The 20,090-nt window shown below is 42.6% G+C and carries 27 protein-coding genes; 21 read left to right on the top strand and 6 right to left on the bottom strand.

Features of this window, described 5'->3' with window-relative positions; translation table 11 throughout:
- Positions 1 to 12: 12 nt before the first annotated feature.
- Positions 13 to 1,584 carry an amidohydrolase gene (locus CK797_RS02795; protein WP_104688288.1) on the bottom strand — a complete coding sequence of 524 codons (1,572 nt, stop codon included), beginning with the start codon at positions 1,582 to 1,584 and terminating at the stop codon, positions 13 to 15.
- A gap of 218 nt (positions 1,585 to 1,802) precedes the next feature.
- Between CK797_RS02795 and CK797_RS02800 the strand changes: the two genes are divergently transcribed.
- Positions 1,803 to 3,083 (top strand): cation:dicarboxylate symporter family transporter, encoded by a 1,281-nt coding sequence (locus CK797_RS02800; RefSeq protein ID WP_104688289.1) that lies wholly within the window; start codon positions 1,803 to 1,805, stop codon positions 3,081 to 3,083.
- Between the two features lie 112 nt (positions 3,084 to 3,195).
- Here CK797_RS02800 and CK797_RS02805 read toward each other — a convergent pair whose 3' ends face one another.
- Entirely contained in the window at positions 3,196 to 3,576 is a 381-nt protein-coding gene (locus CK797_RS02805; protein WP_104688290.1) for a winged helix-turn-helix transcriptional regulator, read from the bottom strand.
- Positions 3,577 to 3,709: 133 nt separating this feature from the next.
- Between CK797_RS02805 and CK797_RS02810 the strand changes: the two genes are divergently transcribed.
- The 8 genes from CK797_RS02810 (at position 3,710) to CK797_RS02840 (ending at position 7,852) form a co-directional block, all read left to right on the top strand.
- Positions 3,710 to 4,282, top strand: coding sequence for a TMEM175 family protein (locus CK797_RS02810; protein WP_181049506.1), 573 nt, complete (start codon positions 3,710 to 3,712; stop codon positions 4,280 to 4,282).
- Between the two features lie 85 nt (positions 4,283 to 4,367).
- A complete protein-coding gene (locus tag CK797_RS02815; protein ID WP_104688292.1) occupies positions 4,368 to 5,003 on the top strand; it encodes an ArsR/SmtB family transcription factor in 636 nt (211 codons plus the stop codon).
- Between the two features lie 120 nt (positions 5,004 to 5,123).
- Positions 5,124 to 5,423, top strand: a complete 300-nt coding sequence (locus CK797_RS02820) for a thioredoxin family protein (protein WP_104688293.1) — start codon at positions 5,124 to 5,126, stop codon at positions 5,421 to 5,423.
- A gap of 17 nt (positions 5,424 to 5,440) precedes the next feature.
- Positions 5,441 to 6,364 (top strand): thioredoxin-disulfide reductase, encoded by a 924-nt coding sequence (gene trxB, locus CK797_RS02825; RefSeq protein WP_104688294.1) that lies wholly within the window; start codon positions 5,441 to 5,443, stop codon positions 6,362 to 6,364.
- A gap of 16 nt (positions 6,365 to 6,380) precedes the next feature.
- Positions 6,381 to 7,040 (top strand): DsbA family protein, encoded by a 660-nt coding sequence (locus tag CK797_RS02830; protein WP_104688295.1) that lies wholly within the window; start codon positions 6,381 to 6,383, stop codon positions 7,038 to 7,040.
- Complete coding sequence (locus CK797_RS09070; protein WP_181049508.1) at positions 7,040 to 7,186, top strand: hypothetical protein; 147 nt, start codon at positions 7,040 to 7,042, stop codon at positions 7,184 to 7,186. Before CK797_RS02830 ends, CK797_RS09070 begins: the two co-directional genes overlap by 1 nt.
- Positions 7,186 to 7,500 carry a thioredoxin gene (gene trxA, locus CK797_RS02835; protein WP_104688296.1) on the top strand — a complete coding sequence of 105 codons (315 nt, stop codon included), beginning with the start codon at positions 7,186 to 7,188 and terminating at the stop codon, positions 7,498 to 7,500. The genes CK797_RS09070 and trxA overlap by 1 nt, the downstream gene beginning before the upstream one ends.
- Before the next feature lie 28 nt (positions 7,501 to 7,528).
- Positions 7,529 to 7,852, top strand: coding sequence for a thioredoxin family protein (locus CK797_RS02840; protein WP_104688297.1), 324 nt, complete (start codon positions 7,529 to 7,531; stop codon positions 7,850 to 7,852).
- A gap of 158 nt (positions 7,853 to 8,010) precedes the next feature.
- Here CK797_RS02840 and CK797_RS02845 read toward each other — a convergent pair whose 3' ends face one another.
- On the bottom strand, positions 8,011 to 8,871 hold the full coding sequence (locus CK797_RS02845; protein WP_104688298.1) for a LysR family transcriptional regulator: 861 nt from the start codon (positions 8,869 to 8,871) through the stop codon (positions 8,011 to 8,013).
- Positions 8,872 to 9,001: 130 nt separating this feature from the next.
- Here CK797_RS02845 and CK797_RS02850 point away from each other — a divergent pair, with 130 nt between their 5' ends.
- The 11 genes from CK797_RS02850 (at position 9,002) to CK797_RS02900 (ending at position 17,646) form a co-directional block, all read left to right on the top strand.
- Entirely contained in the window at positions 9,002 to 9,898 is an 897-nt protein-coding gene (locus CK797_RS02850) for an aldo/keto reductase (protein WP_104688299.1), read from the top strand.
- Positions 9,898 to 10,761: an aldo/keto reductase gene (locus CK797_RS02855; protein ID WP_104688300.1), complete on the top strand. Its 864-nt coding sequence runs from the start codon at positions 9,898 to 9,900 to the stop codon at positions 10,759 to 10,761. The genes CK797_RS02850 and CK797_RS02855 overlap by 1 nt, the downstream gene beginning before the upstream one ends.
- Positions 10,762 to 10,847: 86 nt before the next feature.
- Positions 10,848 to 11,144: a hypothetical protein gene (locus tag CK797_RS02860; RefSeq protein ID WP_104688301.1), complete on the top strand. Its 297-nt coding sequence runs from the start codon at positions 10,848 to 10,850 to the stop codon at positions 11,142 to 11,144.
- Between the two features lie 270 nt (positions 11,145 to 11,414).
- Positions 11,415 to 11,777 carry a phenylpyruvate tautomerase MIF-related protein gene (locus tag CK797_RS02865; protein ID WP_104688302.1) on the top strand — a complete coding sequence of 121 codons (363 nt, stop codon included), beginning with the start codon at positions 11,415 to 11,417 and terminating at the stop codon, positions 11,775 to 11,777.
- Positions 11,778 to 11,857: 80 nt separating this feature from the next.
- Positions 11,858 to 12,973 (top strand): NADH-dependent flavin oxidoreductase, encoded by a 1,116-nt coding sequence (locus tag CK797_RS02870; RefSeq protein WP_104688303.1) that lies wholly within the window; start codon positions 11,858 to 11,860, stop codon positions 12,971 to 12,973.
- Positions 12,974 to 12,991: 18 nt separating this feature from the next.
- Positions 12,992 to 13,849, top strand: a complete 858-nt coding sequence (locus CK797_RS02875; RefSeq protein WP_104688318.1) for a DsbA family protein — start codon at positions 12,992 to 12,994, stop codon at positions 13,847 to 13,849.
- Between the two features lie 19 nt (positions 13,850 to 13,868).
- Complete coding sequence (locus tag CK797_RS02880; protein WP_104688304.1) at positions 13,869 to 14,729, top strand: alpha/beta hydrolase; 861 nt, start codon at positions 13,869 to 13,871, stop codon at positions 14,727 to 14,729.
- Positions 14,730 to 14,788: 59 nt separating this feature from the next.
- A complete protein-coding gene (locus CK797_RS02885) occupies positions 14,789 to 15,913 on the top strand; it encodes an NADH-dependent flavin oxidoreductase (protein WP_104688305.1) in 1,125 nt (374 codons plus the stop codon).
- 15 nt (positions 15,914 to 15,928) lie between these two features.
- Entirely contained in the window at positions 15,929 to 16,783 is an 855-nt protein-coding gene (locus tag CK797_RS02890; protein WP_104688306.1) for an alpha/beta hydrolase, read from the top strand.
- Positions 16,784 to 16,894: 111 nt separating this feature from the next.
- Complete coding sequence (locus tag CK797_RS02895; protein ID WP_104688307.1) at positions 16,895 to 17,323, top strand: MarR family winged helix-turn-helix transcriptional regulator; 429 nt, start codon at positions 16,895 to 16,897, stop codon at positions 17,321 to 17,323.
- The gene (locus CK797_RS02900; protein WP_104688308.1) at positions 17,320 to 17,646 is read left to right on the top strand and encodes a DMT family transporter; all 327 of its coding nucleotides are present in this window, start codon (positions 17,320 to 17,322) and stop codon (positions 17,644 to 17,646) included. Before CK797_RS02895 ends, CK797_RS02900 begins: the two co-directional genes overlap by 4 nt.
- A gap of 121 nt (positions 17,647 to 17,767) precedes the next feature.
- Here the strand turns inward: CK797_RS02900 and CK797_RS02905 are convergent, their stop codons facing one another.
- Positions 17,768 to 18,277, bottom strand: coding sequence for a ClbS/DfsB family four-helix bundle protein (locus tag CK797_RS02905; protein ID WP_104688309.1), 510 nt, complete (start codon positions 18,275 to 18,277; stop codon positions 17,768 to 17,770).
- 58 nt (positions 18,278 to 18,335) lie between these two features.
- Positions 18,336 to 18,782 (bottom strand): Lrp/AsnC family transcriptional regulator, encoded by a 447-nt coding sequence (locus tag CK797_RS02910; RefSeq protein WP_104688310.1) that lies wholly within the window; start codon positions 18,780 to 18,782, stop codon positions 18,336 to 18,338.
- A 528-nt stretch (positions 18,783 to 19,310) separates the two neighbouring features.
- Here CK797_RS02910 and CK797_RS02915 point away from each other — a divergent pair.
- Positions 19,311 to 19,775, top strand: a complete 465-nt coding sequence (locus CK797_RS02915; RefSeq protein WP_104688311.1) for a universal stress protein — start codon at positions 19,311 to 19,313, stop codon at positions 19,773 to 19,775.
- A gap of 123 nt (positions 19,776 to 19,898) precedes the next feature.
- Here CK797_RS02915 and CK797_RS02920 read toward each other — a convergent pair.
- On the bottom strand, positions 19,899 to 20,090 hold a 192-nt coding region (locus tag CK797_RS02920; RefSeq protein ID WP_146085277.1), incomplete at its 5' end, for an IS3 family transposase.

Below are 20,090 nucleotides of genomic sequence, written 5' to 3' on the forward strand. Positions count from 1 at the left end.
CTCCTGTTGTCGTTAATTTTGGTAGACACGGTGTCCACCAATCCATGTCTCACTTACTTTAACATTTTGTAAGTCCGCAGGCGAGACTGTGAAGATATCTTTATTCAAAATTACAAAATCGGCATCCTTACCAGCCTCTAAGGTTCCGTTGTTGGTGAACCCCCCTATGCGGGCAGCGTCCCGGGTATAACCAAGAACGGCCTGAGGAACCGTGATCGCCTCGTCAGCATTTACTACATCGCCGTTAGCGGCCTTTCGGGTGACGGCAGCATAGATACTGTAGAAAGGACTGTCCGGCTCAGCCCAAGGCGTACATGGGGCATCAGAGCTCAGGCCGAGAATAGCAGAGGAAGTGCGCATCGCCTTGATACGGTAAGCCGTCTTGAACTGGGCCGGGGAGAGGTAGTTACGGTAGGATTCGTCCTCGGCAAAGTAGAAAATCGGCTGAGTAACCAGGGCGTAATTCATTGGGCTGGCGTCGATCTCTTTGAACATCTCGTCAGTCATCAGTGAGGCGTGCTCAATTCGCACGGATGGCATTTTATCGAGCCATGGTTGAAGCCCCTTAGTGACATCAATGACCCGTTGGATAGCGGCGTTGCCCATCGCGTGGATAGCGATCTGCAACTTATTCTTACGGGCAAAGTCAACTGCCTGTTTGAGCTTGGCGACACTGGTCAGGCTGACGCCCATCTTTCCAGAGGGGTAGGGTTCCTTGTTAAAGGCGGTCTCGCCAGAGATGCTACCGTCCATGAAGACCTTGATCCCAGCTACTCGGAGATGCTGGTTGCCGCTCGGCTGAAGGGGCTGGGTTGGATCAAGCTCATCAAAGACGTAGTAGATAGAGGCCTTCGGGGCAAAGCCCTCCTTGACGCTATCTTGGTACAATTTGAGAGTTGTGTAAGGCTTCATCCGACCCATCATCTCACCGATGGCGACTAAACCGTTTGCCAGGTAATGATTAGAACTATTGACCATGTTGGTCAAGTCGGTCTGATAACTCTGGGCGGATTTGGCGCGGATCAAGAGTTGGGTGGCTGCTACCTCCCGCATAAAGCCGGTGGGCCGACCATCCGCGAATCGTTCGATTTTACCACCAACTGGATCGGGGGTATTTTCATTGATTCCAGCTAACTCCAGAGCCTTGGAGTTACCAACGGAGGAGTGGCAGTCAGACCGGTAGATGAAGATTGGCTGGTCGGTAGAAACGGCATCGAGGTCGTCCCGGTTCGGACTACGGTGTTCTGCGAGCTTGGTCTCGTCAAATCCCCAGCCCTCGATCCAGGTATCTGGCCCTTGACCATAGCTTGGCGATTGTCGCAGGGCCGCCTGCATTTCCTTAATGCTGTTGACGTTTGGCGGTGTGCAGGCGGTGCCGTGGAGGGCGTCGGCGATGTACTTCGGGTGGGTGTGGCAGTCGATCAAACCTGGCATGGTTTGGCCGCCAAGGTCTACCACCTTACCAACGGGGGCTAGGTCGTTACCGATCTGCTTGATCTTGTCATCTTCAATAATTATTGTGTTGACAAAGGTCTGTTCGTCAGTCCCAACAAAAATTTTGCCATTGATATAAGTAGTTAGCATAGTAGAACCCCATTTCTTAATAAATAGTCTCTAAATATTATCCTACCTGACTTTATCGCCTTGTAAACCGCTTTCACCTGTTTAAATTAAAAAGTGAATGGGATACAAATATGTGAGCTAACTGTTCGTCTTTTGATGCCAATTTCTTAAAATTTTGCCAAATTAAGCGTAAAATATGCTAAAGTAGAACAAGACTATCTGAGAGGTTGGATGAAAAAGTGAAACGCTATCGCTTTAGTCGGCTCAGCATGGGCTGGCAAATTATGATTGGGCTGGTACTGGGGATTATCTGCGGGGTAATCTTCTATCATGATCAAGGGGCTATCGTTGTGATGCAGAGCCTCGGGACCATCTTTATTCGCCTGATTCAAATGATCGTAATGCCGATCGTGGTCTCTTGCTTGACAGTAGGGATCGCAAATATTGGTGATGTTAGGAAGTTGGGCCGGATTGGGGGGAAGACCTTGATCTATTTCGAGGTTCTAACTACCATCGCCCTGATTCTAGGAATTACCATGGCTAACATTACTCATCCGGGGACGTTTATCAACATTCATGACCTGCACGGGACGGACATCTCCAAGTACATGGCGACGGCCAAGACAGCAGAGCACAACAGTGGTTTCTGGCCGCTGGTCCTGTCGATCATTCCGACGAACATCTTCAAGTCAATGGCCGACGGTGACATGATGCCGGTAATTCTGTTCTCTGTTCTCTTTGGGCTTGGAATTGCCGCAGTTGGTGAGAAGGCCAAGATCTTGATTGATGTTCTAAACGGTGTGGCTGAGGTCATGTTTAAGGTGACCAACTGGGTAATGAAGTTTGCTCCAATCGGGGTCTTTGGCCTGATCGGAATGACGATCGCCGAGATGGGACTGAGCGCGTTGCTACCGCTGGGTTACTTCATTCTGATTGCCTACGTAACAATGCTGATCTTCATCATCGTTATCCTTGGAATCACCGCCCATATCTTCCACTTGCGTTACTGGAAGACGATGCATGTGATCCTGGATGAGATCGTCCTGGCCTTTACCACGGCGAGCTCCGAGGTTACCTTGCCACGGCTGATGCGTAAGACTCATGAGATGGGGGTTAACAAGGGGATTACATCCTTTGTTATTCCAACCGGATACACCTTCAACCTGGATGGCTCAGCGATCTACCAGTCATTGGCTGCCATCTTCCTTGCCCAGGCATACGGCCTGCACCTCTCTTTGGCTCACCAGGTAACTTTATTGATCGTATTGATGATTACCAGTAAGGGGATGGCCGGGGTGCCCGGTGCCTCCTTTGTGGTCCTGTTGGCCAGTGTCTCGACGATTGGGGTACCGATGGCTGGCTTGACCTTTATTGCTGGGATTGACCGGTTCGTTGATATGGGCCGGACTGCTGTCAACGTGGTTGGGAATTCGATTGCTACTTTAGTTATCGGTGAATCCGAGGGCGAATTAGACCGCAAGCAGTATAACCAGTACCTTGATAACTACGGTAAAAAATAGAAGTTATAATCAAAAAGGGCCTATGCCATGGGCCCCTGAAAAGTTAATGGGGTTAGATAAAATCTTTGGATTTTATCTAACCCCAATTTCTCTTTAAAATATAGAAGAATGATTATGCGTTCTGCTTATCATTTTCTGCCTTCTCCATAATGTCCCTTCCCCACTCGAACAGGTCACCCATTGTATATATGAGGTTTTTACCGGTATCTGTCAGGTGGTAGGTAACGGATGGTGGCACTGTTCCCTTAGAAATACGTTTAAGGAGACCATCAGCTTCTAACTCACGGAGACTTTTGGTCAGCATTGTATTCGTAATGGAACCAATACTGCGCTTTAGTTCGTTATAATGTTGACCATCATTGAGCATTAAATACCACATAACGGGAATTTTCCATTTTGAACCAATAATTTTCATTGAGTAGAGAATTGGACATTGATTAGGCATGTTTTCGTGAAAGTATTTGACCTTCTTATCAAATTCTGTTTGATCCATGTGAAGCCCTCCTTATAAATTTAAAGGCAGAAAAAAGTATGTACTTGTTTTTACTTCTCTTAAACCATACAATTACTTTAATTTCTCGTCAAGTGAAGATAGATAAATGAAACGGAAGAGGGGGAGAAGAATCTTGAATAAGTCACGTGTTGAAGCATTTACGGATGCCATTGTCGCAATTGTCATGACCATTATGGTATTAGAAATTAAAGTCCCTCACGGTGCCGGGTGGGATAGACTTTGGGCAGAAAAAGCCTATTTTGTTGCCTACCTGATTAGTTTCTTCCGGATTGCGACGACATGGTATAACCACCACTACTTATTTACAAATGCACACTGGATTTCCAGACGAGCATTTTGGTTGAACATTGCTTGGCTGTTCTTTATGTCATTATTTCCGGTCGCAACCGGGTGGATTAGCGAAGAACCACATTCAAGGATTGCCGCTTACTTCTACTTTTTGATCTTTGCCGTCTGGGGAATCACATTTTATGTTATGGTGGCAGTTCTTGCTCATGATAACCCAAAATATTCTAAAAGAATTTTGCAGATGCTTCGGCCGAAGCGGTCATTATTTGAACTGGCATCCTTAATTATCGGGATAGGAGTCATTTATTGGCTACCGATTATGGCTCTAATTATTCTAGGGATAAATATAATTTTCTGGTTGGTATTTCCGCCGAAGGGTTCAGATAGACTGCTATGAGGCTTGTCAATATGATTTCTTGACAGGTAATCATAAACCTTCTATCCTATTCAATATAATGATTGAATAGTGAGGAGGGGAAGAAATGTTTGAAAAAGCGGTTGAATATAAGAACCAACTATATAAAGAACTAGCTAGGGTTGGCAAAGGAATCGGTAACGATAAACGCTTAGAGATTCTGGAATTACTCTCTCAATCACCTAAAAGTGTTGAAAAGATTTCCCAAGAAACGGGAAGTAGTGTTGCTAATACTTCTCGCCACTTGCAGATTTTAAAGGACAGTCGACTGGTCAAAACTAAAAAAGACGGTAACCACGTGATTTATAGTCTCCGCTCACCAAAGATTAATGACCTAATCCACCTATTAATTACAGTGGGGGAAGAAGAACTTTCTGAGATGCGTTCGATTGAAGAAAGGGCTGATCGAGGCATTAAGACGGTATCCTTGGAAAAAGCACAACAATACCGTGATAGTTTATGGTTGGACGTGCGGCCAGAAGATGAATATGAAGCTGGCCATATTAAGTCGGCAATTAATATTCCGCTGACTGAATTGCAAAGCCATTTAACAGATTTGCCAAAGAAAAAGCCGATAATTGTTTATTGTCGTGGTCGACTATGTGCTAATTCAAACCTCGCGACTAGGTTTCTTAACCAAAATGGCTATGATGCGTTTAGTTTGAATTGCAGCTACTACGAGTGGCAACAAGAAATGGAATAACGAAGTTGGGAAAATAATTTTCCAGCCTCGTTTTTTTATTTTAAACTTGACTTATAAAAAGTAAGTGGTACTATTAAAACATTCAATGAATTAGTTGAATAGATTTGAGGAGGAAGAGACATGGCAAATGAACCTGTTAATTCAGACTCCAATTCCAAACTTGAACTGTTAGTGTTTGAAAATAATTGGTGCGCCCAATGTTATACGCAACGGCCAATTATTAATGCGCTCCGTACGGAATATTTGGAACAAATAGACGTGAAAACCTTTAATGTGGAGGAAGAGCCAAAGGTTAGTGCAGATTATAATATAAAATCTGCGCCCAGCATTATTGTGAAGAAGAACGAAAAAGTGGTGGAACGGATTCCGCGCTTTATTGATAAAGAACAATTAGAAACAATTATTCGTTACTACTTATAGTGTCGAGGTGAAAGAGAATGAAAAATTATGATGTCGTTGTAATTGGTGCAGGACCTGGTGGAATGACCGCAGCTCTCTATGCGGCGCGGGCTAACCTAAAGGTCGCAATGCTCGATCGTGGTGTTTACGGTGGTCAAATGAATAACACCGATGATATTGAAAATTATCCGGGATTTACTTCGATTAAGGGCCCGGAGCTTGGCGAAAAGATGTACCAGAGTGCCACTAACTCTGGGGTGGAATTTGTCTATGGGGATGTTCAAAAGGTAACGGTCGACGATGAGCACTTGAAGCATGTTCAAACGGATAGTGATGAATTAGTTTCAAAGGCGGTGATCATCGCGACGGGTTCGACTAACCGGAAGCTTGGTGTTCCTGGTGAGGAAGAATTTTCTGGCAAGGGTGTTTCCTACTGTGCGGTCTGCGACGGGGCATTTTTCAAGAACCGGGACGTTTCCGTAATTGGTGGCGGTGATTCTGCCATTTCTGAAGGATTGTACTTAGCAAACTTGGCAGATAAGGTTAATGTTGTTCACCACCGGGATAAGCTTCGTGCACAACGGGTCCTTCAAGACCGTGCCTTTGATAACAAAAAAATGGATTTTACCTGGGACTCGGATGTTAGGGAGATTATCGGGGATGAAAATCAGGTAACCGGAATCAAAGTTCACAATAAAAAGACCGACCAAGATGAAGTCGTACCAACTTCTGGAGTGTTCATCTACGTTGGCAATATTCCAAACAGTCAAGCATTTACAAACCTGAGGATTACAGATGAGGCTGGTTGGATTAAGACGAACGATGAGATGGAAACAATAATTCCGGGAATTTATGCGGTTGGTGATGTTCGGCAAAAGAAGTTACGACAAATCACGACGGCGGTTGGTGATGGTGGCATTGCAGGTCAAAATGCCTTTGAATACGTAGAACAATTTAATTAAAACTGGAGGGATTAAGATGGAAATCAAGTACTGGTCAGATATTGCTTGTCCGTTCTGTTACATCGGTTCAAATCGAATGAAACGGGCGATGAAAGAAATTGGGATCTATGATGAAACCCCATTGGAATTTAAGTCCTTTGAACTGGATTCCAACGCACCACAGGAAACAACGGAAAGTTATGTCAACCACTTTACCCGTGGCAACAAGGCGTTAGAGCCACAAGCTAAGCAGCAAATGGCCTACATTGAATCGATGGCTAAGGGTGATGGCTTACCAATGGATATTAATAGTGTTATTCCTACTAACACCGGGGATGCCCACCGGTTAATCAAGCTTGCGGAGAGCAAGGGAAATCCTGAACTAACGGAAAAAGTGATCAAGCGTTTTTACCAGGTCTACTTTAATGATGGGAAGTCGATTGCAGATCATGACGTGCTAACTAATGCTGCGGTAGAAGCAGGATTAGATGAGGCTGATGTGGAAAAAGTTTTGAATTCCGATGCATATCATCAAGATGTGGTCAGTGATGAAAATGAAGCTCACCAATCCGGAATTCAGGCAGCACCGTTCTTTGTGATTAACAATAAGTACGCTATCAGCGGGGCCCAGCCTTACGAAGTCTTTCTTAAGGCACTAAAACAGGTACAAGCAGAAGAAAGCAAGGAGAATGCGTAATGGATCAAGAAAAGAACAACTTTAGTTCACTTGAAGTTGTTGGTAATCAAACAGATGCGGGAATTTGTGGCCCGGATGGCTGCAGTATCGAAGATCACCGCAAGCAGGTCGCAAAGAATAAGAAGAAAGATGAGGACGATAAATAATGGTTCAACAATTAACTGATAAGGATTTTCAAAAAGAAACAAGCACTGGAGTAACGGTTACTGATTTCTGGGCAACTTGGTGTCCACCATGTCGGATGCAAGCACCAATTATTGAAGAAACCGCCAAGGCCCTTGACGGTAAGGTTAAGTTTACCAAGATGGACGTGGATGCAAATCCAGAAACGCCAGCTCAGTTTGGCATTATGTCGATCCCAACATTGATCATCAAGAAGGATGGCCAAGTGGTTAATAAGCTAGTTGGCCTTCACAGTAAGGATCAGCTTGAACACGTCCTGGCACAGTACACTGATTAATAATTAAACTCCGATTGAGGTGAAGAAGATGGAAAAATTACCGGTAATGAGTAAAGAGGAATTTGAAAACCGCCTTAGTAATGGTAAGTATGTAGTTGAATTTAAGGCTGATTGGTGCCCAGATTGCAGTTTCATCAAGCCCCATCTTCCGGCAATTGAGGCAGATTTCCCTAAATACCAGTTCTTACAGGTTGATCGGGAAGAAAATCTGGATCTTTTTAGAGAACTAAATGTTTTTGGTATTCCGAGCTTTATCGTTTACGAAGATGGTCAAGAAGTTGATCGTTTAGTAAACAAGGCACGGAAGACGAAGGAAGAAGTAGAAAACTTCATCAGGAATGCTGATAAGTAAAATTATGAGGATAGTATTATGATACAAGTAGTGGGAGTTATTTCTTTACTGGCAATTCTCTTTTCGGCAATTGCCAATGTTGAGGAGTAAGCTTGGACCTTAGTGACTAGCTAGTGTGATAAGAAGAAAAGAGGATGTTTCATGCGAAACATTCTCTTTTAATTTGGCCAACTTTTTATGATTGTTTTTGCTAGTGATGAAATTTGCTGGCGATTTTGTTTAAGATAACTGATATAAAAAGGCATTGCAGCAGTTTGATCTGTGATCGGCAGGGCAACTCGGTCATTTTCTTCAGGATGTTCTTGGTGACTTAAACTCGTGATATTAGTAGTGAAATAGGGGAAGTTAGAATAATGGGTAATTTCAGTGAGTGCTTCAACCTGAGTCTGGTAGAGAAACTTTGCATTAGGAATATTGTGTTGAATGATTTCTTTCCAAGGGCCAATGTCGTGCAAGACAATAAAGCTCATTCCATGAAGTTCTTTAAAAGTAACGCTAGCTTGGTTAGCAATATACATGAATTGATCGACGTTAACATTGAGCCGTTCCGTACCGATATAAAGTGACTCAATGTTATTGGTTTGAATTTCTCGATTAGAAAAGATAAGGGAGTATTGGTGGCTAGTTAAAGACGGAATAATTTGCTGAGTGGCGATAAAATCTGGAGTAATTTTTAAATTAAAGTTGCCAGCAAGTGAATGCGTCAAGATTAATGGTCCCGGAGCAACTGATGCGACCTTAATTACCTGTTGATTTTGATCAAAGTTGCGTACCCGAGTAATAAATTGTTGGTGCATTTGAATAACTCTAGCAGCTTCACGAGCAGCTAATTCTCCTGTTTTTGTTAAAGTAATCCGGTTTGGCTGCCGGTCAAATAATTGAACCCCAAGCTTATTTTCTAGCTTTTGCATTCCTCTAGTTACTGTTGGCTGGGTGATATTTAATTGCTTAGCTGTCCTAGCAAGTGTCTTTTCTTTGGCAAAGGTCACCAGTTCTTCTAGTAGATAATTATCGATCATGGCTCTTTCACCTCATTAATTTTAGTATGCATTACTCGTATACTACCATGAGGAAGTAGTAATTTTCAAAAAGTCAAAGTGAAATTAGGATATAGATAGTGAATGTTGAAAAAGTAAGGAGGAATTAGTAATGAGTAATGTACCAACAGTAAAGTTAAATAATGGTGTTGAAATGCCAACCCTTGGCTTTGGTGTTTTTCAAGTGCCAGATTTAATTGAAGCCGAACAAGCAGTAGTGGAGGCACTTGAGACGGGATACCGTCTGATTGATACGGCAGCAGCTTATCAAAATGAAGAAGCGGTTGGTAAAGCAATTAAGAATAGCAGTGTAAACCGTGATAATATCTTTGTCACTTCAAAACTATGGGTATCAGACTTTAACTACCGTCGTGCAAAGGCAGGAATTGATAATTCACTACAAAAGCTCGACCTCGACTATATTGATCTTTACCTGTTACATCAACCTTATGGAGATACTATGGGGGCCTGGCGAGCATTAGAAGAAGCCCAAAAGGAGGGGAAGATTCGCGCAATTGGTGTTTCTAACTTCTATGCAGATCAAATTAAAGATCTGAAATTAACAATGCCAGTAAAACCAGCAGTCAACCAGATTGAGGTCAATCCCTGGTACCAACAGGATCGTGAAGTGAAATTTAATCAAGGTGAAGATATTCGGGTAGAGGCTTGGGCACCATTTGCAGAAGGTAAGCATGGAATCTTTACTAATAAGGTAATTACACAAATCGGTGAGAAATATGGCAAGAGTAACGGACAGGTAATTCTTCGGTGGCTTTTGCAACGGGGGATTACGGTTATTCCTAAGTCAGTGCACCAAAAACGGATGGCAGAAAACATTGATGTCTTTGACTTTAAATTGAGTGATGAAGATATGGTAAAAATTACTAATTTGGATAAGGGTGAGAGTCAATTCTTTGATCACCGTGATCCTGTAACGATTGGACAGATTTTTGGCTCAAGTTTAAAGATAGTTCAAAATGATGAAAAAGAGAAAGGAAAGATAAATTAATGACAGTCCCAACATTTAAATTAAACGATGGCAACGAAATTCCTGCATTTGGTTTTGGAACCTTCCAAATTCCAGCTGATGGATCAACTTATCAAGCTGTTAGACAAGCTTTAGCAGCCGGCTATCGCCACATCGATACTGCTGCTGCCTATTTTAATGAACAAGAAGTCGGTAAAGCAATTAAGGATAGCGGGATTCCGCGCGATAAGATTTGGGTAACTAGTAAGATGTGGTTACAGGATTATGCCTATGAAGACGCCAAAAGGGCAATTAATACTACGCTAAATAAACTTGGCCTTAATTATATTGACCTTTATCTTCTTCACCAGCCATATGGAAAGGTTAGTGAAGCCTGGCAAGCACTTGAGAAAGCTCAAGCAGCCGGTAAGATTCGTTCGATTGGTGTTTCTAATATGACACCAAAAATTTGGCAAAAGTGGGTTCCGGGTTTCCAAATCATGCCAGCCGTCAACCAAGTCGAGTTTAATCCTTATTTCCAGCAACGTAAGCTCCGTCAGATTTTAGCAAAGACTCATACTACTTTGGAAGCCTGGGCACCTCTAGGAGAAGGTAATAGAGAATTATTTGCGGAATCGCTTCTTAAAAAGTTAGCTGAAAAATATGGAAAAGATGTTGGTCAAATCATCTTACGCTTTGAACATCAAGAAGGGGTGATCATCTTTCCTAAGTCGATCCATGAAGCACGGATTAAGTCCAATCAAGAGATCTTTGATTTTGAATTAACTTCTGATGAAATGGATGCAATTCGGGGATTAGATCGGGGTAAGGGACAACACGATCCTGATGCACCAGGTGTTGGGGAAATGTTATTGAATGCCTTTGATGTGCATGCAAACGACTAGGTTGATTAAATAGTAAATAAGATCTCGTTGCTTTCTTTGCGGCGAGATCTTATTATTTTAAATAACAGCCGAAAGAAATTAACGAAATGAAATTAAAGGCTCTTCATGATACGGTAAAAGATAACTACGAAAATGGAAAATATGACCAACGGATCGAGTCGGGGATGCACTATGAGAAACCAAGTAAACGAAAAGAAGCAGAACGGGTCTTTTATGGTTTAGCCCCCGTAAGCTTGATCCTATTAATAGTAACGATTGATCGTCAGTTACAAATTGGCAATTGGTTGCGGTGGATCATTTTAGTTCTTTTTATCATTAGCGCGATTGGCGTAATCTATACTTCGGTTCGTTTAACGTGCTTGAAGAATGAGGAGCGTAAGTGATGGAAAAATTAAAGATGTCCTTTATTGGACGTTCGACTTTGTATTTGAAGCAGTAATGGGCTGATTTTGTTAAAATTGGTTTGAAAATAGGAATACGGAAAGAGCATTAATCAACTTCCCGAAAATAGGGAGGCTGGTTAATGCTTTTTGCTTTAAAAATAAAAAATTTAAGGGCAGAAAAAAGTGCGTACTTGTTTTAAATTTTCCATAAAATATAATTATTATAGTTTCTCAGCAAGAGATTAAATCAAAAACTAAGGAGTGATAAAAATGCCCTTTATTATGTCACGAGTAAACATCAAGATTCCAAAGAATAAGGAATTAACGTTAAAGAAACGGTTGGGATTGGCGATTGCCAATGTCCCTGGTAAGAGTGAAGACGTATTGATGGTTGGCTTTCAAGATCAGTACCCACTATATTTACGTGGCGATGGCAATGAGCCATTAGCCTACATTGAAGTTAGTATCTTTGGAACAGAAAATCACGTCGGATATGAAGGACTAAATGCTGACATTACGAAGGCATTTTATGACGTCCTCGGGATTCGGCCTGATCACCTTTATATTAAATACGATGATATTAGTAGTTGGGGTGTTCAGGGACAATATATTGATCGTTGCGATTACCTTTAGAGGTTAATTTTTTTACCCGTTAAGAAAGAAAAAATGATGTACATAAAAATATATTAGTTTAGGATGAGGAGTTTAATAAAATGCAAAAGAAATATGAACCATTGTTTGAACCATACACACTGAATAATGGCGTCGAAATTAAGAACCGGATGGTAGTTGCTCCGTTGACCGTATACGATGCCGGCCCTGATGGTGAACTAACCCCCGCTTCCCGGAAGTTTTGGCATGACCGTTTTAACGGTTTTGGAATGTGGATTATTCCATTTACTAATGTTCATCCAAGCGGGATCGGTTTTGAATCACCAAATGCTTTCAGTGAAAAGCACTTGCCAAACCTCGAAGAGTACGCGCGAATTTCGCATGAACAAGGGGCTAAGGCGGTAATCCAGCTTGCTCATGCTGGTGTTCATGCGGATGCTTCCATGACTCGTGATAACGGAGTGTGGGGACCAAGTGAGATGTCTTACTTTGGTGCACGGGCAATGACTGACGCAGAAGTTCGCGATATTATCCACTCCTTTGCTTATGCAGCCGAATTAGCGATTAAGGCCGGTTTAGACGGGGTTGAAATTCACGGTGCTAACGGGTGGCTAATCCAACAATTTGTTTCGGCCAACTACAATCAACGAACTGATCACTGGGGCGGAACAATGGAGAAACGATTCAATTTCCCACTTGCCATCATTGATGCCATCGATGAAGTTCGGAAGAAGTATCACCGTCCTGACTTTATTGTTGGTTACCGTTTTTCCCCTGAAGAACCTGGTGCATACGGCCTAACGATGAAGGAAACGTTGGCCCTAATTGATCATTTGGTTGAAAAGCCACTTCAATATATCCACATTTCACTTTGGAACTTCTATAAGAAGGTTCGTCGGGGTGGTGATACAAACATGACCCGGATGGAAGCTGTGCATAACCGAATCAACGGTCGGATTCCATTTATTGGCGTCGGCGATTTGTTCGCTGAAGAAAAGGGACTCAAGGCATTCAATACTGGCTGGGCTGACTTCTTGGCTGTCGGTGGTGCCGTTGAGCTAAACCCACACCTGATTCAAATGATCAAAGATGGTAAAGAAGACGAAATCCAGAGTGAATTTGACTGGGAGAAGATGGATTCATACCGTTTCACACCAGCAATGCTGTATGGAACGCTTGCCGGTAACGCAATGTTTCCAAAAGTAAAGCAAAAGTAGGAACGGAGGTAAATGAGCGTGGAAAAACTAACAATTACGGTTGTCGCTGATCCAATGATGGGAATGCTATGGGAAACCTGGCCGACGATGCGAAAGTTGGAGACACATTTTGGAAACCAAATCGAATTTAAATTTATGATGGGCCAACTAGTAAAGGATGTTTACGATCTCGTTGATAATAACGTCGTTCGGATGTACAGCAAAAAGGTTGCCTTAAACCAATACTGGACGCGGTTGATGCAGGTTTACTTACAGGAAGAACGGATTGCTGGAATGCCAATCTATATGGGTGGCAATGAACGCCTATTTGATGAGAATCATACGTCGTCGGTGCCGCTGAATAAAGGTTTTCGTGCGATTGCTGGGCATGATACCAAGCTGGAAGATCGAGTCATTTATGAAATGCAATACGATACAGTTGTTGAAAATCGACAGACCACGGATCTGAAGTATTTGGTAGAGCTTGCTGAAAAGTTCGGCATTGCCCCGGCACAATTTAAGGAGCGTTTTAACTCTACGGGGATTGATAACGAGTTAGAACAGGAACAACAAGTTATGCAGCAAACTCAGATTGATCAATTACCAGCTTACCTCTTGACCTACAACGACAAGACATACGTTGTTAAGGGCCTGCCAAAGTATTCTGAATGGCTAAAGTTAGTTGATCAGGTGAGCCAAGGCAAGTTAAAGCAACAAGATGTTGAATTTAGCCTCGACGCGGTTAATGCCGTACTTGATCGTCACCCACACATCTCAAGTTTGGAGCTAAAAGAGGCATTTGATTTGGATGATGAACAAGAAGTGATCGACCTTTTGAAGGACCAAGAGCTAAACCGAGCTAAAGTCAAAGAGACAATTTTCTATCGAAAAAATTAGTGATAAGGGAGGTAGAGCAGTGGAAAAATTAGCATTACCAACGAAACGGGGCAGTGTCTTGACTGGTGTATTGTTTGATTCACCAACAAAGAAGGCGTCAACTGTGGTGATTGCGATTACGGGGATTCACGGTAATTTCTACTCCAACCCCTTCTATGTCAATATTGGTAATACTCTCTCAAAGGCTGGAATTGATTTTATCTATGCCCAAACGGCCGATGCATTTGGTGAAATGCTAACCGTAAATGTTAAGACAGGCCAGGAGGAGCTAATTGGTTCTTGGAACGAAGACTTTAATAATACGGACGAAGACATTGAAGCCTACTTAGGCTACGCGTATCAAAAGGGGTACCAGAATATTATCCTAGCTGGTCATTCACTGGGGGCTAATAAGGTAATCTACTACCTATCTCGACACCATGATCCTCGGATCAAACACTTTATTTTCCTCAGTCCAGCCAACCTTGAGCATTTAACCAGTGTTGTGACTGAAGAAGAAAAGCAAGCGATCCTAGAACAGCGGCATCAGGGAAATGGCAACAAAAGAATGTCATTTAATCTCCTTGGGTGGATCCCCGGAACAGCAAACACAGATTACCAATGGGTCTTTGATAATATTTTGAATAATGTTCACGTTGAACCAGATAAGGATTTTTCACAGATTGCAGCCATTGATCAAACGGGGGCAATGATTATTGGGACGTATGATCGTTTTACCTACGGCGACCCAACTAATTTTCTTCAAAATATAAACAATCATATGAAGACTGCTAAGCAAAATAAGCTCATTTATATCCCTAAGACCGGTCATACCTACCAACAAAAAGAGCAGCAGCTAGCTAATCAGCTATTAAAGCTGCTCAAGGAATGGGGATATTAACTGCTAACGGAATAGAATAATTTTTGCTAGAGGGAAAAAGAGCAAGAAAGGAGCAAAAGATGAAAGAAAAATATCAACCATTATTTGAACCATACACGCTTAATAATGGGGTTGAGTTAAAGAATCGGCTTGTTGTGGCGCCAATTACAGTTTATGATTCTGGAAAAAATGGTGAATTAACACCAACTGCACGTGATTTCTGGCGAGATCGGTTTCGTGGTTTTGGAACATACATCATGCCATTTACAAATGTTGCACCAAGCGGGATTGGCTTTGAGTCACCGAATGCATTTACTGATTCGAATTTGACGACATTGCAAGAGTATGTTCGTCTTGCTCATGCTCAGGGAGCAAAAATTATTATGCAGATTGCCCACTCCGGTTATAAGGCCAAGAAATGGATGACTCATGGTCAGCGAGTGGTGGCTCCCACAGGTGATCGTCGGGGCCGGGCACGTACAATGACGAGTGCTGAAGTTGAACAAATGGTAGCTAACTTCGCTAATGCAGCAGAGCTAGGCCTTAGAGCAGGGATGGACGGTGTAGAAATCCAAGGATCAAATGGTTGGTTAATTGAACAGTTCTTTGCGGGAAATATTAACCACCGGACTGATAAGTGGGGTGGCCAACTTGAAGACCGGATGAGGTTCCCACTGGCAATTATTGATGCGGTCGATGCCGTTCGGCAAAAGTATCACCGGCCTGATTTTATTATTGGTTATCGCTTCTCACCAGAACGGCCGCGGCAAGGCTTTACAATGAAAGATACTTTGGCCTTGGTTGATGAATTAGTGAAGAAGCCATTGCAATACCTGCATATTTCGTTGCTGGGCTTTTATTCTCACCCTCGTCGTGGTGCCGACCGGAATTTGACGCGGATGCAGGTTTACCATGATCGGCTTCAAGGGAAATTACCACTGATTGGTGTTGGTTCTTTGAAGACGCCTGATCAGATGCTGGAGGCATACCAGACTGGTTGGGCGGACTTAATTGCTGTTGGTCGGGCAGTAATGCTAAACCCCGACTTGATTGATTTAATCAAAAACGATCAGGTAGACCAGGTGGAAACGAGCTTTGACTGGCACCATGCTGCCCATTATCGTTATACGCCGTCGATGCTACAAGCTGAACGTGATCACTTAGACTTAGCCATTCATAATCCGAAGCCACTCCACCGTTGGTAAAAAAGGGGGGAGATCATGCTTCGTTCATTGATAGTTTCCACAGCAACCGGAACTCGGTTAAAGGGAAATATTTTTAAGGCGCCGGCTGCGAAAACAGTCGTAATTCTAATCACTGGTGTGGAAGGGAATATTCAAAACAACCCATTCTATACCGTAATTGGTAAGAAGTTAGCGCCGCTAGGGATTGACTTAGTTGTCGGCCATACACGGGATGCTTTTAACCGGGTAACAATGGTTAACCAGCTGACGCGAAAACAGGAAGTATACGGATCTTTTAATGAAGATTTTCGTGATAGTGACGGGGATGTTGACGCTTATCTCGAATTCGCTAAGAATGCTGGTTACCAACGGATTATCCTCGGTGGGCAATCATTAGGGGCGAATAAGGTAATTCACTACTTGGCTAATCATCCGCAGGCACCGGTGGACAAGTTTCTCCTGCTCAGTCCGGTAAATGTCGAAATATTAAGAAGGCGCATCTCCAAATCCCAACGTCAGGTTATTAAGCAATGGTTTACTAGTGGTAAATATAATAAGATATTGCCGTTTAGACTCTTTCGGTGGTTATCCAGTACTACAGTGACTGCAAAAAGATGGCTTGCTGACGATATGCTTAATAACGTTCACTTTGGTCAAGATAAAGACTACACACAGCTTGAAAAGATTAAGTTTACAGGCGCCTGGATGATTGGAACTTATGACCGCTTTACGGGTGGAAACCCAGTAAAGTACCTGCAAAATAATAACCAGCACCTTCCCACAGCAGAGTTGAACCAAATCATTAGCATCAAAAATGCCAGTCATATTTACCGGCATAAAGAAGATGAACTGGCGATGAAGATTAGTGAGCTGGTGGAAAAATGGCAATGATTGTAAAAAGAGATTAGGGGAATCCTAGTCTCTTTTTTACTAGTTCAATATTGTCCGATTACGGACTATATGTTAAGATAAAACCATCCTAAAACAATCGGGTGAGAAGTAATGAAAAATTATATTCAACGATACCTTCATGATTGGTTGGCGTTTAACCGGATTTATGAACAGTTAGCGACACGAAATGATTTATCCTTTGCGGAACTATCGGTTTTATTGGCGCTTGAAGATCATAATTATTGCGCTACTAACCGGCAGCTGGTCCAAGATACTGGTTTATCGAAGCAAACAATTAGCTCGCTTGTTCAAAAAATGGTACGAAATGACTTGATGAGTTTAACACTCAATCCAAATGACAAGCGGAGTAAGTTAGTTAGGCTGACGACCCGCGGGCAAGAGTGGGCTAACCAGATTTTGGGTGATGTTCACCGATTTGAAACGAAGACAATGAGTAGTCTGGGTGCCGAGAAGACCCGCCAGTTGAATGGCTTGAATGAAGAACTGCTTAAGAGAATGGAAGAAGAGGTGCAAAAATGAGCTATGTTTACTTAGCGATTGCAATTGTTGGTGAAATTACAGGGACGAGTTTGCTAAAGGCGTCGGATGGTTTTGAGCGACTAGGAATCGGGATCATGAGTTTATTATGCTTTGGGGTGTGCTTTTACGCCATGTCTTTATCGCTGAAACTGGGGATGAATTTAAGTGTTGCTTACGCTGTTTGGTCTGGAGTGGGGATTGTGATTACTTCACTCATTAGTGTCCTTATATGGCATGAGGCGACGAGTGGCCTTCAAATATTAGGGATTGGTTTGATCCTGGTCGGGGTGGTAATTGTAAATGTATTTGGGAATGCGCATTAAAAGCCCTGTAAAAAAGTAACAGCCGAACGGTGAATCAGTCATCGTTCGGCTGTTACTTTATTATGACTAGGGATTAAGTGATTTCCCGGTCGCTTACTTTAGTTTTAAATTTTATAGTATTTCATAAGACAAGCTTTTTCCATTTGCGAATCTTGGTCCTAAAGTTTGTAAATGGGGCTACGCTATTAATGTGAATCCATTTATATAAAGGCCACTTTGCTTTTGTGGTTGCCCACTTTCGTTGTTCAGGTTCAAACAGTTCTTTGTCACTTAACGTTTCGATCCAATCACATAGTTCAATCACTTTTTCATTTAATTGTTGAGTTTGTTCTGCCAATGTTCCTGTCCCATAAGTTTCGTAAAATGATTGGTAGAGTTTACCCAGGTCATTCCATTTATACCCTTCTACTGGCGTATGCACTTCAACTCCTGCACTCTCTTTTTCTTCCCAGGAGAGTAGTAAGTTCACCCACCCTAATTGGTAGGATAAATTTTCAGAAGGCGTTTTATCAACTTCTTCAATCCGCTTGTTTTTTAACTCTTCTGGGATGTCATCAAATTCGGTAATGTATTTTTGATAACGTTGCTTGATTTCCGTGATTAATTCTTCTTTGCTTGCGTAAGTTCGCATTCAGGACCTCCCACTTCACCTTGCACCCTTAAGATGGTTGAGCTAGCGGTAAATCTTATTACTCGTTATCCTGTAGAGCGATGCCGCGGTGGTCGACACTGGTACTGAAGACAATCTGGGTACTAGTTTTGCCAAAACGCTGCTGAATGATATTGATGAAGTCATCAAGGTTAGTTGTCGAAGGAAAGACAACTTCCATGATCTCAGAATAATCACCGGTAACGCAGTTGCATTCGATAACGTTAGGAATGCTCTGAATATAGGGATAGAACTCCTCTTTCTGGCGGGGTTCTAGTTGAACTTGAATAAAGGCCTTGACATGGAAACCAATTTTTTCCATATCAATATTGGCATGATAGCCGGTAATGATACCAGCCTTTTCCAGTTTGGTGATCCGAGCCGCAATCGCTGGTGATGAGATAAAGCAAGCTTTAGAGAGCTCCTTTAGCGAGGCGCGGGCATTGGTTTGCAACAGGTTAACAATTTTCCGATCAATTTTATCCATGAGAAGCCTCGCTTCCTAAAATTATAAAGTATTCATTTTTCTAATTATTGTTTAAAATATGTCAAATTGTAGATTATTTTGGACAAAAAGTCAATTCTCTCACATACAAGCAGCTAGGAAGTGCCAAGCCAGGTTTGAACGGGGATTGGGGAAGCTGTTGAAGTTGGTAATTATATGGGAATTAGGTGAGTGGTCGCTAATTATCTTTTCATCTAGGCTGTGTCGCATCAGTGATCAAATTATCAGCCAGTAGAAGTGTCCTGCTAGGCTGGGACAGTTCCTAGTTAGGCAGGATATCGGTGAATAGTGTGGAGCAGTACAGCAACGTGACCATTAGGATAGGGAAGGTGAATTACGGACCTCAGTGAAATTGGCCACCCGCAGTGTAATGTGTGGACTCACATCCTCCCCTCTTAATTGTATAATAAAAACAAGAAAAATTGGTGGAACTGGCAAGCAATATTACGTCGGAGTCATAAATAATGTTACAATATATACAAAAGCTGTTTGAAGTGGAGGCATAAAATTATGGATCAAGAATACCAAAACATTTTAGTACCAGTTGATGGCTCAAAGGAATCAGAGCTAGCCTTACATCGGGCAATTTTTGTTGCCAAGCGTAACGGTGCTCACATTGACATCCTGAACGTTATCGATACCCGGGCGATGGCTTATAACTTTGCCGGGATGTCTGATGGCAGCATTGCTTATCAATTGGTTGACAAGTCCAAGGAATATCTGGATGGCTTGCTGAAGACTGCTAAGACCAAGGATGACTTCGATAATCTCGACATCCACATTCGTTTGGGGAACCCGAAGACGATTATCTCCTTTGACTTCCCACACGATCACCACAATGACATGATCATTATGGGAGCAAGTGGTCTTTCGCGGATGCAGCGGGCGGTAATGGGATCCGTTACCTCCTACGTAAAGCGGAACGCTCCAGTCGACGTCTTGGTTGTTCGGACCGACGTGGACCAAACTAAGTAATCAAGAATCAATGAAGGCCGCCTGGCAAAGTTGTCAGACGGCCTTTTCTATACGCAAAAAGCTACCCGCGAGCATAATGGGCACTAGCGCCTGTCAAGTATACAGTTCAAATAGAAAAATAGTTTATGCGGCTTGAGCGCGGAATTTTTCCGCGCTCAAGCCGTTTTTGGATGTATAAGCTCGTTGAGTGTTGAAATATTTGATAGCTTCCTTTACTGATTGTTCTAATTCCGTCAATGTTTTAGGCCGCGAGCGTTTGGCTAACCAAATGAGCTTAAAATCATTCCACCAGCGTTCCATCGGCGAGTTCTCCCA

The sequence above is a fragment of the Limosilactobacillus pontis genome, from assembly GCF_002940945.1.
Classification (GTDB): domain Bacteria; phylum Bacillota; class Bacilli; order Lactobacillales; family Lactobacillaceae; genus Limosilactobacillus; species Limosilactobacillus pontis_A.